The organism is Variovorax paradoxus (assembly GCF_009498455.1).
In the GTDB taxonomy this organism is placed as follows: Bacteria; Pseudomonadota; Gammaproteobacteria; order Burkholderiales; family Burkholderiaceae_C; genus Variovorax; species Variovorax paradoxus_H.
Map to the genome: position 1 here is coordinate 558,356 of NZ_CP045644.1, position 19,520 is coordinate 577,875.

19 protein-coding genes are annotated in these 19,520 nt (G+C 69.3%); 14 read left to right on the forward strand and 5 right to left on the reverse strand.

Annotation, left to right across the window (positions count from 1 at the left end; all coding sequences use genetic code 11):
- Positions 1 to 16: 16 nt before the first annotated feature.
- Both GFK26_RS02490 and GFK26_RS02495 read right to left on the reverse strand, forming a co-directional pair.
- Positions 17 to 538, reverse strand: coding sequence for an RNA polymerase sigma factor (locus GFK26_RS02490; protein WP_153280699.1), 522 nt, complete (start codon positions 536 to 538; stop codon positions 17 to 19).
- 3 nt (positions 539 to 541) lie between these two features.
- The gene (locus GFK26_RS02495) at positions 542 to 754 is read right to left on the reverse strand and encodes a DUF2892 domain-containing protein (protein ID WP_153280700.1); all 213 of its coding nucleotides are present in this window, start codon (positions 752 to 754) and stop codon (positions 542 to 544) included.
- 172 nt (positions 755 to 926) lie between these two features.
- Here GFK26_RS02495 and GFK26_RS02500 point away from each other — a divergent pair, with 172 nt between their 5' ends.
- The 9 genes from GFK26_RS02500 to GFK26_RS02540 all read left to right on the forward strand — a co-directional run bounded on the left by GFK26_RS02500 (position 927) and on the right by GFK26_RS02540 (position 9,056).
- Entirely contained in the window at positions 927 to 1,265 is a 339-nt protein-coding gene (locus tag GFK26_RS02500) for a Rieske (2Fe-2S) protein (RefSeq protein ID WP_070060176.1), read from the forward strand.
- 46 nt (positions 1,266 to 1,311) lie between these two features.
- The gene (locus GFK26_RS02505; protein WP_153280701.1) at positions 1,312 to 1,554 is read left to right on the forward strand and encodes a hypothetical protein; all 243 of its coding nucleotides are present in this window, start codon (positions 1,312 to 1,314) and stop codon (positions 1,552 to 1,554) included.
- 322 nt (positions 1,555 to 1,876) lie between these two features.
- Positions 1,877 to 3,421 (forward strand): ABC transporter substrate-binding protein, encoded by a 1,545-nt coding sequence (locus GFK26_RS02510; protein WP_228122043.1) that lies wholly within the window; start codon positions 1,877 to 1,879, stop codon positions 3,419 to 3,421.
- Positions 3,422 to 3,456: 35 nt separating this feature from the next.
- A complete protein-coding gene (locus GFK26_RS02515) occupies positions 3,457 to 4,410 on the forward strand; it encodes an ABC transporter permease (protein WP_153280702.1) in 954 nt (317 codons plus the stop codon).
- Positions 4,411 to 4,429: 19 nt separating this feature from the next.
- A complete protein-coding gene (locus tag GFK26_RS02520; protein WP_153280703.1) occupies positions 4,430 to 5,332 on the forward strand; it encodes an ABC transporter permease in 903 nt (300 codons plus the stop codon).
- Between the two features lie 4 nt (positions 5,333 to 5,336).
- Entirely contained in the window at positions 5,337 to 6,386 is a 1,050-nt protein-coding gene (locus tag GFK26_RS02525) for an ABC transporter ATP-binding protein (protein ID WP_153280704.1), read from the forward strand.
- A 35-nt stretch (positions 6,387 to 6,421) separates the two neighbouring features.
- Positions 6,422 to 7,411, forward strand: coding sequence for an ABC transporter ATP-binding protein (locus GFK26_RS02530; protein WP_153285832.1), 990 nt, complete (start codon positions 6,422 to 6,424; stop codon positions 7,409 to 7,411).
- Between the two features lie 28 nt (positions 7,412 to 7,439).
- Positions 7,440 to 8,618 carry an amidase gene (locus GFK26_RS02535; RefSeq protein WP_153280705.1) on the forward strand — a complete coding sequence of 393 codons (1,179 nt, stop codon included), beginning with the start codon at positions 7,440 to 7,442 and terminating at the stop codon, positions 8,616 to 8,618.
- 57 nt (positions 8,619 to 8,675) lie between these two features.
- Positions 8,676 to 9,056, forward strand: a complete 381-nt coding sequence (locus tag GFK26_RS02540) for a cupin domain-containing protein (protein ID WP_153280706.1) — start codon at positions 8,676 to 8,678, stop codon at positions 9,054 to 9,056.
- On the opposite strand, the gene GFK26_RS02545 is transcribed toward GFK26_RS02540, so the two are convergent.
- From GFK26_RS02545 to GFK26_RS02555, 3 genes are all read right to left on the reverse strand, one after another.
- Positions 9,057 to 10,499, reverse strand: a complete 1,443-nt coding sequence (locus GFK26_RS02545; RefSeq protein WP_153280707.1) for a UdgX family uracil-DNA binding protein — start codon at positions 10,497 to 10,499, stop codon at positions 9,057 to 9,059.
- A gap of 11 nt (positions 10,500 to 10,510) precedes the next feature.
- On the reverse strand, positions 10,511 to 11,764 hold the full coding sequence (locus GFK26_RS02550; RefSeq protein ID WP_153280708.1) for a putative DNA modification/repair radical SAM protein: 1,254 nt from the start codon (positions 11,762 to 11,764) through the stop codon (positions 10,511 to 10,513).
- Positions 11,765 to 11,872: 108 nt separating this feature from the next.
- A complete protein-coding gene (locus GFK26_RS02555) occupies positions 11,873 to 12,787 on the reverse strand; it encodes a LysR family transcriptional regulator (RefSeq protein ID WP_153280709.1) in 915 nt (304 codons plus the stop codon).
- 155 nt (positions 12,788 to 12,942) lie between these two features.
- Here GFK26_RS02555 and GFK26_RS02560 point away from each other — a divergent pair, with 155 nt between their 5' ends.
- Genes GFK26_RS02560 through GFK26_RS02580 form a run of 5 tightly spaced genes read left to right on the forward strand, consistent with a single transcriptional unit; the run spans position 12,943 to position 19,494 of the window.
- Positions 12,943 to 15,078, forward strand: coding sequence for a 3-hydroxyacyl-CoA dehydrogenase NAD-binding domain-containing protein (locus GFK26_RS02560; protein ID WP_153280710.1), 2,136 nt, complete (start codon positions 12,943 to 12,945; stop codon positions 15,076 to 15,078).
- 32 nt (positions 15,079 to 15,110) lie between these two features.
- Positions 15,111 to 16,301, forward strand: coding sequence for an acetyl-CoA C-acyltransferase (locus GFK26_RS02565; protein WP_099795004.1), 1,191 nt, complete (start codon positions 15,111 to 15,113; stop codon positions 16,299 to 16,301).
- An 18-nt stretch (positions 16,302 to 16,319) separates the two neighbouring features.
- Positions 16,320 to 17,528: an acyl-CoA dehydrogenase family protein gene (locus GFK26_RS02570; RefSeq protein WP_153280711.1), complete on the forward strand. Its 1,209-nt coding sequence runs from the start codon at positions 16,320 to 16,322 to the stop codon at positions 17,526 to 17,528.
- Positions 17,529 to 17,539: 11 nt separating this feature from the next.
- Positions 17,540 to 18,682, forward strand: coding sequence for an acyl-CoA dehydrogenase family protein (locus tag GFK26_RS02575; RefSeq protein ID WP_153280712.1), 1,143 nt, complete (start codon positions 17,540 to 17,542; stop codon positions 18,680 to 18,682).
- The gene (locus tag GFK26_RS02580) at positions 18,679 to 19,494 is read left to right on the forward strand and encodes an oxepin-CoA hydrolase, alternative type (protein ID WP_153280713.1); all 816 of its coding nucleotides are present in this window, start codon (positions 18,679 to 18,681) and stop codon (positions 19,492 to 19,494) included. The genes GFK26_RS02575 and GFK26_RS02580 overlap by 4 nt, the downstream gene beginning before the upstream one ends.
- Positions 19,495 to 19,520: the final 26 nt, after the last annotated feature.

Here is a 19,520-nt window from a genome sequence, read left to right on the forward strand (position 1 = left end):
GCCCCCCGCGGCAGACCTACCCCAGCAGGTACTCGCGCACCAGCAGGCGCGCCCGGTGCAGCCGGCTCTTGACGGCACCCGGCGGCTCGTTGAAGCGCTCGGCGATCTCGGCGATGGTGAGTTCCTCGAAGTCGCGCAGCAGCACAACCTCGCGGTAGTGCGCCGGCAGCGATTCGAGCGCGTTGGCCAGGTCGATGCGCAGCGCGTCGTCGCTGCGGGCCGCGAGCTGGCGTTCGACCACGTCGTCGTCGAGCGCATCGTGCCGGAACATGGCGCGCTGCAGGCGCAGGCATTCGCGCCGGATGACGGTGAACAGCCACGACGAGAACGCCGCGGCCGCCTGCAGCCCGCGCACCCGGCGTGCGACCACCAGCAGCGACTCCTGCACGGCGTCGTCCACGTCGCTGGCCTGGCAGTGCCGGCGGGCGTAGCGGCGCGCGTCGGTCTGGCAGGCCGCGAGCAGGCCCTCGATGGCGACGGGGTCGCCGGTCTGCGCGGCCAGGATCAGGCAGGTGCGGTCGATGGTGGCGGCAGCCATGGGTCAGCGTCCTTCTTGGTCGAGCTTGCGCCCGAGCATGGCGCACATCGGGCAGAAGCCGACCAGCCCCGTGAGGGCCAGCATCGCGCCCATGAGGCCGACCGCGACGGCCAGGGCGTCCGCCGGCCAGTTCATGGCGGCGAAGGCGAGGCCGACGAGGCCCATGGCGATGCGAAGGGCGCGTTCCCAGCCGGGGACATTCTTGACGTAGAGCATGGTGGTTTCCTTCGATCCGTGACGTGTGAGTGCAGGGGAACAGAACGCCCCTCCCGCATGGAAAGAGGCGGCCACCCGCCGAAACGGTTCGCGGAACGTCAGGATTTTTTCATGCCGTCGCGGCGACGCCCATCCGCGCAGCCCGCCGGCAGACCTTGGTAGGCTCGCTCCCATGACCGCGCCCGCCCCGACCGCCCAGCCCATTGCCACCGAACTCGCCGACGGCGGCCTCGCGGCCCTGTTCACCGCGCCCGGCGGCGCGCCGGCCTTCGCGGTGCGCTGGCAGGGCGCCGTGCACGGTTACCTGAATCAATGTCCGCACGCCGGCGGCCCGCTCGACTTCGAAGGCCAGATCCTCGAAAGCTCGGGCCGCTACCTGATGTGCGCGCGGCACGGCGCCATCTTCGAGCCCGACACCGGGCGCTGCGTGGGCGGCCCCTGCCGCGGCGCGCGCCTCACGCCGCTGGCGTTGCGCGAAGCGGCGGACGGCAGCGTGTGGCTGGCCGACTGAAGGCTTCGACCGCTACAGTCGCGACCTCTTCTTTCCGCCCTGCCCCATGCGCCGATTCGCTGCTTTCTCCGTCCTCGTTGCGGTCCTGCTCGTCGTCGCGGGCTGCGTCTCGCGGCCCGCGCCGCGCGTCACCTTCCTGGCCGACGGCGTGTTCAAGTCGCCCACCGCGCTGGACGCCGAGAACTACTGCCGCAACTTCGGCGCGCCGATGCGCTTTTTGAGCAGCACGCTGTCGGAAGTGGCGGCAGAGGGCGTGCCGGCCGGGGAAGTCGTCTACCGCTGCGACTGAGCCTCGGCTTCCGCCGGTCGCACGACTCCACCGGCCTGACTGGCACCTCGCGCGGCCGCCGATCGCGGACATGGGAGCCGAGGTGCGCCTGCGCCGCGCACGGCGCGAGATCGCCTGAGTCGGCCAGGGGATATCCGCCGGCTGGCACATGTCGTGCTTGAGGGGTTTTCGTCCTTTCCGTCACCCCCCACCCACCGGAGTTCCATGTGAAGCGTGCTGCCCCGCCCTGTCCCTGAAACCCCTGGCCGCCTGCGCGGCGCTCGCCACCCTGGTCTTCGTCGCGCCGGCCGCGCTGGCCCAGGAAAAGACGTTGCGCATCGCAATGACCGCCGCCGACATTCCGCGCACCCTCGGCCAGCCCGACCAGGGCTTCGAAGGCAACCGCTTCACCGGCATCCCGATCTACGACGCGCTCACGCAGTGGGACCTGTCGAAGGCCGACGCGCCCAGCGTGCTGATTCCCGGCGTTGCCACCTCGTGGGCGGTCGATGCCAAGGACAAGACCAAGTGGGTCTTCAAGCTGCGCCCCGGCGTCAAGTTCCACGACGGCTCGGCCTTCAACGCCGACGCCGTGGTGTGGAACGTGCAGAAGGTGCTCGACAAGGAGGCGCCGCAGTTCGACGCCAGCCAGGTCGGCGTCACGGCCTCGCGCATGCCCACGCTCAAGTCGGCCCGCAAGATCGACGACATGACGGTCGAGCTCACCACCGGCGAGCCCGATGCCTTCCTGCCGATCAACCTCACGAACCTGTTCATGGCTTCGCCCGCGCAGTGGCAGAAGAAGTTCGATGCCGCAGCCGGCGCCACGCCCGCCGACAAGGCCAAGGCCGCCTGGACCGCCTTCGCCGCCGACCCCGCCGGCTCGGGCCCGTTCAAGGTCACGCGCTTCGTGGCGCGCGAGCGTCTGGAGCTGGCCGCCAACAAGACCTACTGGGACGCCAAACGCACGCCGAAGATCGACAAGGTCGTGATGATCCCCATGCCCGAAGCCAACGCGCGCACCGCCGCGCTGCTGGGCGGTCAGGTCGACTGGATCGAGGCGCCCGCCCCCGACGCCATGGCGCAGATCACGCAGCGCGGCTTCAAGGTCTATTCGAATGCGCAGCCGCACGTGTGGCCGTGGCAGCTGTCGTTCGCCGAAGGCTCGCCCTGGCTCGACAAGCGCGTGCGCCAGGCCGCCAACCTGTGCATCGACCGCGGCGGCATGAAGCAGCTGCTGGGCGGCATGATGGCCGAACCCAAGGGCACCGTGCCGCCCGGCCACCCGTGGTTCGGCAAGCCCGGCTTCGACATCAAGTACGACGTGAAGGCCGCGCAGGCGCTCATGACGCAGGCCGGCTACTCCGCCGCCAAGCCGATCAAGGTGAAGGTGCAGATCTCGGCCTCGGGCTCGGGCCAGATGCAGCCGCTGCCGATGAGCGAGTTTGCGCAGCAGTCGCTCAAGCAGTGCTTCTTCGACGTGCAGTTCGACGTGATCGAATGGAACACGCTCTTCACCAACTGGCGCAAGGGCGCGAAGGACCCGTCGGCCAACGGCGCCAACGCGGTCAACATCAGCTTCGCGGCGATGGACCCGTTCTTCGCGATGGTGCGCTTCGTGAGCACCAAGGCCTTTCCGCCAGTGTCGAACAACTGGGGCTACTACGGCAACGCCGAGGTCGACAAGCTGGTGGCCGATGCGCGCACCAGCTTCGACGACAAGGCACGCGACGCCGCGCTCGCCAAGCTGCACACGCACATCGTGGACGACGCCCCCTTCGTGTGGATCGCGCACGACGTGGGCCCGCGCGCCATGTCGGCCAAGGTGAAGAACGTGGTGCAGCCCAAGAGCTGGTTCATCGACATCGCGACCATGACGATGGACTGACCTTCTCCCGTAGCCAGCCACGAGCCAGCCACCCCATGCTCACCTACCTCCTGCGCCGCGTGATCTACGCCGTGCCGATCATGATCGGCGTGGCCCTCGTGTGCTTCCTGCTCGTGCACATCGCGCCCGGCGATCCGCTGGTGTCGATCCTGCCGCCCGACGCCTCGGCGGACCTGCAGGCGCAGCTGCGCGAGCTCTACGGCTTCAACCGCTCGCTGCCCGAGCAGTTCGCGCTGTGGGTCTGGCGCGCGCTGCACGGCGACCTGGGCGTGTCCATCGCGAGCAACCGCGCGGTGGCCGGCGAGGTGTTCACCGCGGTAGGCAACACGCTGCGGCTGGCGGTGGTGGCCACCTTCATCGGCTTCGTGCTGGGGTGCCTCTTCGGCTTCGTGGCGGGCTACTTCCGCAATTCGTGGATCGACAGGCTCGCCTCGATGTTCTCTGTGCTCGGCGTGAGCGTGCCGCACTACTGGCTGGGCATGGTGATGGTGATCGTGTTCTCGTCGCAGCTCATGTGGCTGCCCGCCACGGGCGCGGGCCCGAGCGGTTCGGGCGACTGGGCCTGGGACTGGGAACACCTGCAGTTTCTCTTGCTGCCGGCGCTCACGATGTCGGTGATCCCGATGGGCATCATCGCGCGCACCGTGCGCGCGCTGGTGGCCGACATCCTCGACCAGGAGTTCATCGTCGGGCTGCGCGCCAAGGGGCTCACGCACTTCGGCGTGTTCCGCCACATGGTGAAGAACGCGGCGCCCACGGCGCTCGCCGTGATGGGCCTGCAACTGGGCTACCTGCTGGGCGGCTCGATCCTCATCGAGACGGTGTTCTCGTGGCCCGGCACCGGCTTCCTGCTGAACTCCGCCATCTTCCAGCGCGACCTGCCGCTGCTGCAGGGAACGATCCTGGTGCTGGCGATGTTCTTCGTGGTGCTCAACCTGCTGGTCGATGTGCTGCAGACGCTGCTCGATCCGCGCATCGCGCGTGCCTGAAGAAGAACGCCGTCAAGCCATGTCCACCGTGCTCGCTTCTTCTTCCAACGCCGCCGCCGTCGAACCACTGCCGGCGCAACGCTCGCGCGGCTACTGGGCCTCGGTCTGGCTGCGCTTTCGCCGCGATCCGGTCGCGGTCGGTGCGGCCATCGTCGTGCTGCTGCTGATCGCGCTCGCGGTGTTCGGCCCGTGGCTCGCGCCGTCCGACCCGTACCAGTCGTCGATGCTCAAGCGGCTCAAGCCCATCGGCACCGAAGGCCTGCCGTTCGGCAGCGACGAGCTGGGCCGCGACATGCTCTCTCGGCTGATCGTCGGCGCGCGGCTGTCGCTCTTCATCGGCATCACGCCGGTGCTCTGCGCCTTCGTGGGGGGCACGGTGATCGGCATCGTCGCGGGCTATGCGGGCGGCATCACCAACACGCTGATCATGCGCACCATCGACGTGTTCTACGCGTTCCCGTCGGTGCTGCTGGCCATCGCGCTGTCGGGCACGTTGGGTGCGGGCGTGGTCAATTCGCTGATCTCGCTGACCATCGTGTTCATTCCGCAGATCGCGCGCGTGGCCGAAAGCGTGACCACGCAGGTGCGGACCCGCGACTACGTGGAGGCGGCGCGCGCCTCGGGCGCCAGCCCCTTCACCATCGTGCGGGTGCATGTGCTGGGCAACGTGCTCGGGCCGATCTTCGTGTACGCCACGAGCCTTATCGCGGTGTCGATGATTCTGGCCTCGGGCCTGTCGTTCCTCGGTCTTGGCGTGAAGCCGCCCGAACCCGAATGGGGCCTGATGCTCAACACGCTGCGCACCGCGATCTACGTGCAGCCCTGGGTGGCTGCGCTGCCGGGGGCGATGATCTTCATCACCTCGATTTCCTTCAACCTCCTGTCCGACGGCCTGCGTTCGGCGATGGACAACAAGGGCTGAAGCCATGGAAGCACTGAACGACATCGGCGGCCCTGCGCAGCCGCTTCTCACCATCTCGGGGCTGGTCAAGCACTTCCCGCTCAAGAAAGACCCGCTCGGCCGTGGCGGCGGCGTGGTGCGCGCAGTCGACGGCGTGGACTTCGAAGTGATGAAGGGCGAGACGCTCGGCGTGGTCGGCGAATCGGGCTGCGGCAAGTCGACCACCGCGCGCCTGCTGATGCAGCTCCTCGAGCCGACGCGCGGCGAGGTGATCTTCGACGGCCGCGAGGTCGGCAGCCGCGACCTGCCGCTGAAAGAATTCCGCCGCCAGGTGCAGATGGTGTTCCAGGACAGCTACGCCTCGCTCAACCCGCGCCTCACCATCGAGGACTCGGTGGCCTTCGGGCCGCAGGTGCACGGCGTGTCGCGGCGCGAGTCGGTGGCGCGGGCGCGCGACCTGCTGGCGCGCGTGGGCCTCGCGCCGCAGCGCTTTGCCGAGCGCTATCCGCACGAACTCTCGGGCGGCCAGCGACAGCGCGTGAACATCGCGCGGGCGCTCGCCCTGCAGCCGCGCATGGTCATCCTCGACGAGGCGGTGTCGGCGCTCGACAAATCGGTGGAGGCCCAGGTCATCAACCTGCTGCTCGACCTGAAGACCGAGTTCGGCCTCACCTACGTCTTCATCAGCCACGACCTCAACGTGGTGCGCTACGTGAGCGACCGCGTGATGGTGATGTACCTCGGGCAGGTGGCCGAGATCGGCCCGGCCGATGCGCTGTACGAAGCGCCCGCGCATCCCTACACGCGCGCGCTGCTGTCCTCGATGCCGTCGATGGACCCGGACCACCGCACCGAAGAAGCGGCGCTTGCTGGCGATCCGCCGAACCCGATCAACCCGCCCACGGGCTGCCGCTTTCACCCGCGCTGCGCGCTCGCCGCACCGGTGTGCAGCAAGGTCGTGCCCGAGCGCATCGTCACCGGCTCGCAGCATGCGGTGAGCTGCCTGATCCACGAGGCGGGCAGCGGGCATCCGATGGCGCCGCAGCAACAACCCCTTCAGAGGCAAGCGGCATGAGCGCGACAGCAGCAGACACCAGCGCCGGCGAACCGATGGTCCGGCTGCGCGACCTCAGCGTCACCTTCAGCGGCGGCCGCAAGCCCGTGCATGCGGTCAGCGGCGTGAGCCTCGAAGTGCAGCGCGGCGAGGTGGTCGCGCTGATCGGCGAATCGGGCTCGGGCAAGAGCGTGACCCTGCGCACCCTGCTGCGCCTGCACCCCGAGCGCCGCACCCGCATGGGCGGGCTCGTGGAAGTGGCGGGCCGCGACGTGCTCGCGATGCCGCAGCGCGAGCTCGCGGACTTCCGCGGCAAGGTCGCGTCGATGATCTTCCAGGAGCCGCTGCTCGCGCTGGACCCGGTGTATTCGGTGGGCGCGCAGATCGTGGAATCGATCCGCCGCCACGAGTCCGTGGGCCAGGCCGAGGCGCAGCAACGCGCGCTGGCGCTGTTCGAGCGGGTGCGCATTCCGAGCCCCGAGCGGCGGCTCGAGGCGTATCCGCACGAGATGTCCGGGGGCATGCGCCAGCGCGCCATGATCGCGCTCGCCCTCGCCTGCAAACCGCAGTTGCTGCTGGCCGACGAACCGACCACGGCGCTCGATGCCACGGTGCAAATTCAAATCCTGCTGCTGCTGCGCGAGCTGCAGCGCGACCTCGGCCTCTCGGTGATCTTCGTCACGCACGACATCGGCGCGGCGGTCGAGGTGGCCGACCGCATTGCCGTGATGTATGCGGGGCGCATCGTCGAAGAAGGCACGGCGCGCGAGCTGATCCGCTCGCCGCGCCATCCGTACACCATCGCGCTGCTCAAGAGCCGCGCGCACGGCGCACTGGCGCGCGGCACGCGGCTCGAAACCATCGGCGGGGCGCCGCCCGATCTTTCGGCGCTGCCGCCCGGCTGCTCCTTCGCCGAGCGCTGCGCGCTGGCCAGCGATGCCTGCCGCGCCGCACAACCGCCCGTGGTCGAGCTTGCGCCGAACCACCGTGCGCGCTGCATCCATACGGATGCCGCAGCGGCCATTGCGCCCGTGCTGGCCGCCTGAACCTTCCCCACCCCTCATTCCCATCACCATGCCCCTGCACGATCCCGCCCACGCCTTCGTTCCGTACCCCGATGCGCCGGTGGCGCGCGCCGGCACCGGCCCGCTGTCGGACCTGAGCTTTGCCGCCAAGGACCTGTTCGACGTGGCCGGCTACCCCACGGGCGGCGGCAACCCGATCGTGCTGGCGATGTCGGGCATCAAGACACGCACCGCACCGACCGTGCAAAAGCTGCTCGATGCCGGCGCGCGCTTTGCCGGCAAGACCGTGACCGACGAGCTCGCGTTCTCGATGAACGGCAACAACGCGCACTTCGGCGCACCGGTCAACGGCGGCGCGCCGCTGCGCATCACGGGCGGCTCGTCGTCGGGCTCGGCTTCGGCGGTGTCGTCGAGCCTGTGCGACTTCGCGCTCGGCACCGACACCGGCGGCTCGGTGCGTGCGCCGGCCAACCACTGCGGCCTGTACGGCCTGCGCCCGACGCACGGCCGCGTGAGCCTGGAAGGTGCGCTCGACCTTGCGCCCAGCTTCGACACCTGCGGCTGGTTTGCGCGCGACATCGGCACCTTCGCGCGCGTGGCCGATGTGCTGCTGGATGCGGACCCAGCCGCCCTGCCCGAACGTGTGCGGCTGCTGCGGCCCGACGACGTCTGGGCGCTCGCCGTGCCTGCCGCGGTCGAAGCGCTGCAAGGCGCGGCCGATCGCGTGCAAAGCCTCCTCGGCCCCGCAGAGGGCACGACCGTGGCGCTGGAATCCTTCGACGCGATGTACTGGCACTTCCGCTACCTGCAATCGCGCGAGGCCTGGCTCACCGACGGCCCGCTGATCGAGCGCTACGCGCCGCCCCTGGGCCCCGGCGTGGCCGAACGCTTCGCGTGGTCGCGCGACGTGACCGATGCGCAGGTGGCGATCGCGCGGGTTTTCCGCACCGCGTTCCGCGCGCACCTGGCCGAACTGCTCGGCACCGACGGCGTGCTGCTGATGCCGACCATGCCCGACATCGCGCCGCTGCGCAGCGACACCGAGACGGCGATGGAGGATTACCGCAACCGCGCGATCCGCCTCTTGTGCATCGCGGGGCTGGCGGGGTTTCCGCAACTGTCGATGCCGCTCGCCACGCGCGATGGCGCGCCGCTTGGCCTCTCGCTGTTGGGGCCGGCCGGATCGGACCGGTCGCTGATCGCGCTGGCCGAGCGCATCGCGGGGTAGTACAGGGCCATGCGGCCTGGGTTAGGCTGCTGTTCCCACGTCCCGCACAGAAGCGCCATGTCGAACAACACCCAGGTCACCACCCCCAAGGAAATCGCCGCCTCGCTCACCGAGTTCTGGTCGCCGCGCGTCGTCGCCGAAGTCGACGACGCCTACATCAAGGTCGCCAAGGTCCACGGCTCGCTCGCGTGGCACAGCCATGACGACGAAGACGAGCTGTTCATGGTGCTCAAGGGGCGTCTGCGCATCGAGATGGAAGCAGGCCCCGTCGAACTCGGCGAGGGCGAGATGTTCGTCGTGCCCAAGGGTGTGCGGCACAACCCGGTCGCCGACGAGGAATGCCACCTGATGCTCATCGAGCGCAAGACCACGCTGCACACCGGCAGCACCGTCACCGAGAAGACGCGCTCGCTCGCGGACCAGCTGCGCCCTGTCTGATCAGCGCGACGCGGCAGCAACCGTGCCGCGCGCGCGTTCGAGGTCGTCCAGCCAGCGGGCATAGGCCTCGGCGCGCTCGCCGTCCGCAAGCCGCAGCAGCGCGGAAGGATGCAGGGTCACGAACACCGGCCTGCCATCGCGGCGCTCATGCAGCCACGCCCCGCGCTCGGCCTGCACCGCCACCGGTCGGCCCAGCAATGCGCGCGCCGCCGTGGCGCCGAGCGCCACCAGTCCTTCCGGCCTCACGAGCGATATCTCGCTGTCGAGCCAGTGCGCGCAGGCGTCGGCCTCGCGCTGCGCCGCGGTCTTGTGGATGCGGCGCTTGCCGCGCAGTTCGTACTTGAAATGCTTGACGGCATTGGCGAGGTACACGCTGTCGCGCGCCCAACCCAGTTGCGCCATCGCGCGGTCGAGCAACTGGCCCGCCGGGCCGACGAAGGGCCGGCCGGTCAGGTCCTCCTGGTCGCCAGGTTGTTCCCCAACGAGCATGTGTTGCGGCGCAAGCGGTCCCTCGCCGCACACGGCCTGCGTGGCGAGCGCGCCGATGGGACAGGCGCGGCAGGCGTGCGCGGCTGCGCGCAACTCGCCCAGGTCGGCGGGCGCCACGCCCTCGGCGGGCCGCACATGCAGTGCGATGGGCGCACGAATGCGCCGTGCGGCCGTCGGCGGCGCATCGATCATCGACTGGCTGCGCGCCTCGGCCGCGTCCGTGAGCGGCTGGATCAGCGCGGCCTCGGGCAGGTTGTGCCAGTAGCGGCGCGGCATCTCGCGCCGCATCATCGCGACCTTCAGGCGCGCCGGGTTGAAGATGTGTTCGTAGTAGGTGAGCCAGAGCTGCTCGCCCGCGTCGGGCGGCGGCTTCTCGCGGCGGTCGGCGCCGTCGCGGAAAGCCAGCGTCTCGCCGTTCCATTCGACACAGCGCTCGGGCGTGAGGATGGCCCAGCGCATCTGCGCGAAGCGGCGCGCGAAGAACGGCGCGTTGGCCTCGACGATGTGGTGGTCGGGCTCGAACCAGGCGACGTGGCGCTCGAGCCCGTCATCGCCCACGACGCGGGTGAAGCGCACGAAGGCGCGCATCTTGTGGATGTCGCGGTGCACGGCCTTGGCCAGCAGCTGCGCCTGCAGCATGTCGGCGTCGAGCGGGTCGTGCCGCAGCGAGGGCTCGTGCGCGAGCCGCCACAGCAGGCGGTACATCAGGGCGAAGCGCTGCGGGTCGCGATGCAGGATCACGTCGCCGCACAGCGCGACGAAGGACGCGGGCACGGCGTGCGGCGTGCCCGCGACGAGCGGTGTGGGCGGCGCGTCGTTCGCCTCATCGAACCGGCCGGCAACCCGCTCCCCGTTCCATTCGACCTGCGCCGGCGGCACGCCCCCGGCCAGCAGCTGCCGCGCGTGACGGCGAAAGGCGTCGAGATCGATCGGGTCATCGAGCCGCACGTGCATCGCGGGCCTGCTCAGAACAAGGCGGCTTGCGTCGGTTGCGCGGCAGGTACCGCCGCCGCCATGGCACCCGCCGCGGGCCGGTGCCCGTCGGCCACCACGAACGGCAGCACCTTGCGCGCGGGCACGTGCAGCCGCCGCAGGTCGTCGGCCCGCACCCGGCGCACGCGCCGCGCCTGCAGCAGCCGCTCGACCGCCTTCACGCCCAGGCCGGGCACGCGCAGCAGCATCTCGCGCGGCGCATGGTTCAGGTCGACCGGGAAACGCTCGGCATGCGCGAGCGCCCAGGCCATCTTGGGATCGACATCGAGCCGCAGCAGGCCGTCGGGCGCGGCCACAATTTCCTGGTGCTCGAAGCCGTAGAAGCGCATGAGCCAGTCGGCCTGGTAGAGCCGGTGTTCGCGCATCAGCGGCGGCGCGACCAGCGGCAGCGCGCGCGCCGCATCGGGGATGGGGCTGAAGGCCGAGTAGTACACGCGCTTGAGCTTGTAGGCGCCGTAGAGCGTGGCGCTGGAGGCGAGGATATGGCGGTCGTCGGTGGCGTCGGCGCCTACGATCATCTGCGTGCTCTGGCCCGCGGGCGCGAAGGGTGGTGGCTTCGCGGCGGTGGGCGCGGCGCCCGGCAGCGCGCGAATGGGCACCACGCGGCGCGCCTCCTCGCGCGTGTCGTCGATGCGCAGCCGCAGCCGCGCCATCGATCGCCGGATCGCGCTCTCGTCCTTCTCGGGCGCGAGCGCCTGCAGGCCTTCGGTGGTGGGCATCTCGACATTGATGCTGAGCCGGTCGGCATAACGGCCGGCGCGGGCGATGAGCTCGTCGCTGGCGTCGGGAATGGTCTTCAGGTGGATGTAGCCGCGGAAGTCGTGGTCTTCGCGCAGTTGGCGCGCCACCTCGACCACCTGCTCCATCGTGTGGTCGGGCGACTTGATGATCCCGCTGGAGAGAAACAGGCCCTCGATGCAGTTGCGGCGGTAGAAGTCGAGCGTGAGCTGCACCACTTCCTCGACGCGGAAACGCGCGCGCGGCACGTTGCTCGACGCGCGGTTGACGCAATAGAGGCAGTCGTACTGGCAGTGGTTGGTAAGCAGCACCTTCAGGAGCGAGATGCAGCGGCCGTCGGGCGCGTAGCTGTGGCAGATGCCGGCGCCCTCTGTCGAGCCGATGCCGCGGCCGCCGAGCGAGTCGCGCGGCTGCGAGCCGCTGGACGCGCACGAGGCGTCGTACTTGGCGGCGTCCGCGAGGATGGCGAGTTTGCGCTGGATATCCACGGTGGTGCTCGGCTGAAAATACTGTATGAATATACAGTTTTCGAGAGCCCATGTCGGAAGAAGGCGCACGCTGGCGCCGGCACCGGGCCTGCCGGCCGGGCCAGTCGTCTACTGCGGCGAGTGCGCCTCGGCTTCTTCCGGCCGCACCCGCGCCAGGATGAAATCGATGAACGTCCGGATCGCCCGCGTGTGCTGGCGGTTCGGCATGTAGAGCATGAACATCTGGGTGCCGAAGATCGACAGGCGCCAGTCGTCCAGCGTGGTCACCACGTCGCCGCGGCGCACGTCTTCCTGCACCACGTAGTCGGGCACGAGGCCCACGCCCAGGCCCGCGAGGATGGCCTGGCGCAGGAACAGAAAGTTCTCCGAGATCAGCGTCGGCTCCAGGATCACCTCGCGCCGCGTCTCGCCCTGGTAGGCCGAGATGCGCAGCTGCCGGCCGATGACGGCGGCCGTGACCACCGGCGTGGCGCGCAGCGCGTCAAGCTGCACAGGCAGCGGGTGGCGCTCGGCGTACGCGCGCGTGGCACAGGCCACATAGCGCACCGGGCCCATCTCGCGCGCCACGAGGTTCTGCGGCGGCTCGGGAATCACGCGGATGGCGATGTCGACCTCGTCGCGCAGCAAATCTTCGATGCGGTTCTCGAACACCACGTCGAGCACGATGCCGGGGTACTGGCGCTTGAAGTCGATGAGCCAGTCGGCCATCACGAGCTGGCCGTAGCCGCTGGGCACGCTCAGGCGCACGCGGCCCTGCAGGCCCTCGCCCAGCGCGGTGACCGATTCGCGCGCCGCCAGCAGCTCGGTCTGGATGGCCACGCCGTGCTGGTACAGCCGCAGGCCGATCTCGGTGGGCTCGGCGCGGCGGGTGGTGCGCCGGATCAGCTGCGCGCCGACCGAGCGCTCCAGCTGGTTCAGGTGGTAGCTGACGTTGGCGCGGGTCATCTTGAGCCGGCGGGCCGCCGCGCTCAGGTTGCCCGCGTCAAGGATTTCCACCAGCAAGGTGAGCGATTGCAGGTCCATGGGCGGATTGTGTCAAAAATTCTTTGACAGTCTGTCAACCACCTATGCAATTGTCAAAGCCGAGATACCGGCCAAGAATGCAGGGCTCCCCAGAGCCCCGGACCCCTCGGCTTCACGAGGGCCTGCCACGCAAGCAAGAGACAAGCGACACGCACATGGCCACCCCCACTCCCAGCCCTTCCACGTCCAACGGTCCCGTCACCTTCCAGCGTCAAGGCGACGTGTGTGTGGTGACCATCGACAACCCGCCCGTCAACGCCCTGGGCGTGGATGTGCGCCGCGGCCTGGCCGCCGCCATCGACGCGGCCGAGGCCGACAGCGGCGCCAAGGCGGTGCTGATCGTCGGTGCGGGCCGCAACTTCATCGCCGGCGCGGACATCCGCGAGTTCGGCCAGGCCCCGCAGCAGCCCTCGCTGCCCGAGGTCTGCCTGAAGATCGAGAACTGCACCAAGCCGGTGGTCGCCGCCATCCATGGCGCCGCGCTCGGCGGCGGCCTGGAGATTGCGCTGTCGGCGCACTACCGCCTCGCCTCCCCCACCGCCAAGCTGGGCCTGCCCGAAGTGGCGCTGGGCCTGCTGCCCGGCTCGGGCGGCACGCAGCGCGCACCGCGCCTCATCGGCGTGAAGCCCGCGCTCGAACTGATGCTCAGCGGCCGCCATGCGGGCGCCAAGGAAGCGCTGACGCTCGGCCTCGTCGACCGCCTCGGCACCGACGCCGACGCACGCGCCGAAGGCCTCGCCTACGCGCAGGAACTGGTCGCCGCCAACGCCCCGGTGCGCCGCACGCGCGAAGCGGCCGGCCTGGCCGACAAGGACGCAGCCCGCGCCGCCCTCGATGCCGCGCGCGCCGACACCGCCAAGAAGAGCCGCGGCCTGTTCTCCCCGATGAAGATCGTCGAAGCCGTCGAAGGCGCACTCACGCTGCCCTTCGACGAAGGCATGGCGCTCGAACGCCAACTGTTCCTGCAGTGCATCGACAGCCCGCAGCGCGCCGGCCTGATCCACGCCTTCTTCGCCGAGCGCGAAGTGCTGAAGGCGCCCGAGACCCGTTCGGCCAGCCCGCGCGCGCTCGCCTCGGCCGGCATCGTCGGCGGCGGCACCATGGGTGCGGGCATTGCCGTGGCCATGCTCGACGCGGGCCTGCCGGTGACCATGGTCGAGCGCGACGAGCCCAGCCTCGCGCGCGGCCGTGCGCACGTCGAGAAGGTGTACGACGGCCTCATCGCCAAGGGCCGCATGACACCCGAAGCCAAGGCCGCCGTGATGGCGCGCTTCTCGGGCTCGACGAGCTACGACGCGTTCGCCAATGTCGACATCGTGGTCGAGGCCGTGTTCGAGGAAATGGGCGTCAAGAAGGCCGTGTTCGCCGAACTCGACCGCGTGTGCAAGAAGGGCGCTGTGCTCGCCACCAACACCTCGTACCTGGACATCGACGAGATCGCCGCCAGCATCTCGCGTCCGCAGGACGTGGTGGGCCTGCACTTCTTCTCACCCGCCAACATCATGAAGCTGCTGGAGATCGTGGTGCCCGCCAAGGTGAGCGCCGACGTGGTCGCCACCGGCTTCGAACTCGCGAAGAAATTGAAGAAGGTGCCCGTGCGCGCCGGCGTGTGCGACGGCTTCATCGGCAACCGCATCCTGGCCGTGTACCGCCAGGCCGCCGACCACATGATGGAAGACGGCGCCTCGCCCTACGAGATCGACGCGGCCGTGCGCAACTTCGGCTACCCGATGGGCCCGTTCCAGGTGTCCGACCTGGCCGGCGGCGACATCGGCTGGGCCACGCGCAAGCGCAAGGCCGCCACGCGCGACCCGCAGGCGCGCTACGTGCAGGTGGCCGACCGCATCTGCGAGCGCGGCTGGTTCGGCCAGAAGACGCAGCGCGGCTACTACCTGTACCCCGAAGGCGCGCGCACCGGCGTGCCCGACCCCGAGGTGCTGGCCATCATCGACGCCGAGCGCGAGCGCGCCGGCATCACGCCGCGCAAATTCACCGAAGAAGAAATCATGCGCCGCTACATGGCCGCCATGGTCAACGAAGGCGCGAATGTCGTGCTCCAGCGCATCGCGCTGCGCCCGCTCGACGTCGACGTGACCTTCCTCTATGGCTACGGCTTCCCGCGCCACCGCGGCGGCCCCATGAAGTACGCCGACACCGTGGGCCTGCCCAAGGTGCTGGCCGACATCCGCGAGTTCGCCAAGGCCGATCCGATTTTCTGGAAGCCGTCGCCGCTGCTCGTGGAGCTGGTCGAACGCGGCGCCGATTTCGCCAGCCTCAACAAATCCGAGTAACCGTTAGAGCCCACCGTCCAGGAGACAAACCCATGCGTGAAGCCGTCATCGTTTCTACCGCCCGCACCCCGCTCACCAAGGCGCACCGCGGCGAATTCAACATCACCTCCGGCGCCACGCTGGCCTCGTTCGCGGTGAAGGCCGCGGTCGAGCGCTCGGGCCTGGACCCGGCCCTGATCGAAGACGCGATCCTCGGCTGCGGCTACCCCGAAGGCACCACCGGCCGCAACATCGCGCGCCAGTCGATCATCCGTTCGGGCCTGCCCATCAGCATCGCCGGCACCACGGTGAACCGCTTCTGCGCCTCGGGCCTGCAGGCGATTGCCATGGCCGCCGGCCGCATCGTGGTGGACGGCGCGCCGGCCATGATCGCGGGCGGCGTGGAAAGCATCTCGCAGATCCGTGGCCGCAGCCCCGGCGACGGTGGCGACCTCAGCCTGGACCCGTGGATCGTCGAACACAAGCCCGAGCTGTACATGGCGATGATCGACACCGCCGACATCGTGGCCAAGCGCTACAACATCAGCCGCGAAGCGCAGGACCGCTTCTCCGCCGAAAGCCAGCGCAAGACCGAAGAAGCGCAACTGGCCGGCCGCTACAAGGACGAGATCGTGGCCTGCACCACCACGATGGCCGTGACCGACAAGGACACCAAGGAAGTCACGCACCGCGAAGTCACCGCCACGGAAGACAACTGCAACCGCCGCGGCACCACCTACGAAGCGCTGGCCAAGCTCAAGCCCGTCATGGGCGAAGACAAGTTCATCACCGCCGGCAACGCCTCGCAGCTGTCCGACGGCGCCTCGGCCTGCGTGATGATGGAAGCCAAGGACGCCGAGCGCGCCAACCTCAAGCCGCTGGGCGCGTTCCGCGGCCTGGCGCTGGCCGGCTGCGAGCCCGACGAGATGGGCATCGGCCCGGTCTTCGCCGTGCCCAAGCTGCTCGCGCGCCACGGCCTGAAGGTGCAGGACATCGACCTGTGGGAACTCAACGAAGCCTTCGCTTCGCAGTCGATCTACTGCCAGGAGAAGCTGGGCATTCCGTCGGAACGCCTGAACGTGAACGGCGGCGCGATCTCCATCGGCCACCCCTTCGGCATGACCGGCGCGCGCCTCACGGGCCACGTGCTCATCGAAGGCAAGCGCCGGGGCGCCAAGTACGCCGTGGTCACGATGTGCATCGCCGGCGGCATGGGCGCCGCTGGTCTGTTCGAAATCTACTGATTCATTGAGGAGTCCGCGATGGACCTGAACTTCACGACCGAAGAAGAAGCCTTCCGCAGCGAAGTGCGCACCTTCCTGGCGGACAAGCTGCCTGCGCGGCTGTCCGACAAGGTGCGCGGCGGCAAGATCCTGGAAAAGGCCGACATGCAGGAATGGCACGCCATCCTGAACGCGCGCGGCTGGCTCGCCAACCACTGGCCCGAGCAGTACGGCGGACCCGGCTGGACGGCGGTGGAGAAGTTCATCTTCGAACACGAGTGCGCGCTGGCCTTTGCACCGCGCATCGTGCCCTTCGGCGTCAACATGCTGGGCCCGGTGCTCATCAAGTACGGCAACGAAGCACAGAAGCGCTACTGGCTGCCGCGCATCCTGAGCGGCGCCGACTGGTGGTGCCAGGGTTATTCAGAACCCGGCGCGGGCTCCGACCTGGCCGCGGTGAAGACCACGGCCGTGCGCGGCATCGACGCACAGGGCGACCACTACATCGTCAACGGCCAGAAGACCTGGACCACGCTGGGCCAGCACGCCAACATGATCTTCTGCCTGGTGCGCACCAACCGCGAGGCGAAGAAGCAGGAAGGCATCAGCTTCCTGCTGGTCGACATGACCTCGCCCGGCGTGGAAGTGCGCCCGATCATCACGCTCGACGGCGAGCATGAAGTCAATGAGGTGTTCTTCTCCGACGTGCGCGTGCCCGCCGAGAACCTCGTGGGCGAAGAGAACAAGGGCTGGACCTGCGCCAAGTACCTGCTGACCTACGAACGCACCAACATCGCGGGCGTGGGCTTTTCGGTGGCCGCACTCGAACAGCTCAAGGGCATCGCCGCGTCGCAAACCAGGAACGGCAAGCCGCTCGCCGAAGACCCGGCCTTCGCGGCACGCCTGGCACGTGTCGAGATCGACCTGGAGAACATGAAGACGACCAACCTGCGCGTGATCGCGGCCGTGGCCGGCGGCGGCGTGCCCGGTGCGGAAAGCTCGATGCTGAAGATTCGCGGCACGGAAATTCGCCAGGAGATCTCGTCGCTCGCGCGCCGTGCCATGGGCGTGTACGGACGGCCCTTCATCGAGGAGGCGCTGCACGACGGCTTCGACGGCGAGACCTTCGGCCCCGCCTACGCGTCGGCCGCAGCTTCGCGCTACTTCAACAACCGCAAGCTGTCGATCTTCGGCGGCTCGAACGAAATCCAGAAGAACATCATCAGCAAGATGATCCTGGGCCTGTAAGGAGACATGCAATGAACTTCGAACATTCCGAAGACCGGCGCATGCTGGCCGACAGCCTGAACCGCTTCATCGCCGAGCAGTACGCCTTCGATGCACGCGACCGCATCGCAAAGTCCGAGCACGGCTTCAGCAAAGAGATCTTCCAGAACTTCGCCGAGCTCGGCGTGATCGGCGCGCTGTTCAGCGAAGCCGACGGCGGCTTCGGCGGCAGCGGCTTCGACATCGCCGTGGTCTTCGAAGCGCTGGGCCGCGGCCTCGTGGTCGAGCCGCTGCTGGGCGCCGTGATGGTCGGCGAGGCGATCAGCGCCGCCGGCAGCGATGCGCAGAAAGAGAAGATCGGCGACATCGTCAACGGCGTGACCGTAGCGGCCTTTGCACACGACGAAGCCGACACGCACTACGAACGCACGCGCGTGGCCACCAAGGCCGAACGCAGCGGCGACGGCTGGGTGCTCAAGGGCGCCAAGGCCGTGGTGCCGCAAGGCGAGCAGGCCGACCTGTTCCTGGTCTCGGCCCGCACCTCGGGCAACGTCGATGACGAAGCCGGCATCTCGCTGTTCCTCGTGCCCGCAAAAACCGCCGGCCTCACCGTGCGCGGCTGCCCCGCGATCGACGGGGGCCGCGTGGCCGAACTCACGCTCGACGGCGTGACGCTCGGCGCCGACGCGCTGCTGGGCGCCGAAGGCCAGGGCGCTGCGACGCTGGAACGCGCCATCGGCCGCGGCGTGCTCGCGCTGTGCGCCGAAGCGCTGGGCGCGATGGAAGCCGCCAAGACCGCCACGCTCGAGTACCTGCGCACGCGCAAGCAGTTCGGCATCCTCATCGGCAGCTTCCAGGCCCTGCAACATCGCATGGCCGACCTGCTGCTCGAGATCGAACAGGCCCGCTCGGCCGTGATCAACGCCGCCGCCGCCATCGACGGCAGCGACCGCGTGGCGCGCGAGCGCGCACTGTCGGCCGCCAAGTTCAGCATCGGCCGCATCGGCGCACTGGTGGCGGAAGAAAGCATCCAGATGCACGGCGGCATCGGCATGACGTGGGAGCTGCCGCTGCCCCACTACGCCAAGCGCCTCGTGATGATCGACCACCAGCTCGGCGACGAAGACCACCACCTGCAGCGCTACATCGCGCTCGGCAAGGAGCTTGCAGCATGACGGACAAGACCGTCCTCATCTCGCAGGAAGGCGCCGTCCGCATCCTGACCAACAGCAACCCGGCCGCGCGCAACGCGATCACGCCGACGCTGTACGCCGAGCTCTCCGCCGCGCTCACCGACGCGCAGAACGACCCCGAGGTGGGCGCCATCGTCTTCACCGGCGCAGGCGACTTCTTCTGCTCGGGCGGCGACCTGAACCTGCTGGCCAAGCGCCGCGAACTGCCCGAGGCCGAACGCCGCGAGAAGCTCGAAGGCCTGCACGACCTGATCCGCGCGATCCGCGACTGCGGCAAGCCCGTGATCGCGGCGGTCGAAGGCGGTGCGGCCGGTGCCGGCCTGTCGATGGCGCTGGCCTGCGACATGCTCGTGTCGGCGCGCGATGCGTTCTACACGGTCGCCTACATCAAGGTCGGCCTCACGCCCGACGGCGGCGCCACGGCCTTCCTCGCGGAGTTCGTCTCGCGCCAGGTGCTCACCGAGCTGTGCCTCACCGGCGACCGCCTCACGGCCGAGCGCCTGCACGCGATGGGCGCCGTGAACCGCCTGACCGACAAGGGCGGCGCGCTGGCCGAAGCCATCGCACTCGCCGCCAAGGTGGCGGTTGGCCCGCTGCGCGCGAGCGCACGCATCAAGTCGCTGTGCCGCCAGGCCCATCGCGCCACGCTCGAGGAACAACTCGAGGCCGAAGCGGTCTACATGGTGACGTCGCAGGCCGACGCCGAAGCCGCTGAAGGCATCGGTGCCTTCCTCGGCAAGCGCAAGGCCGACTTCGTCGCGTTGCGCCACGCGCCCCAGCCCGACGCGTCCTGACGCGCCGCGCCCTTCCCCGCGTGTGC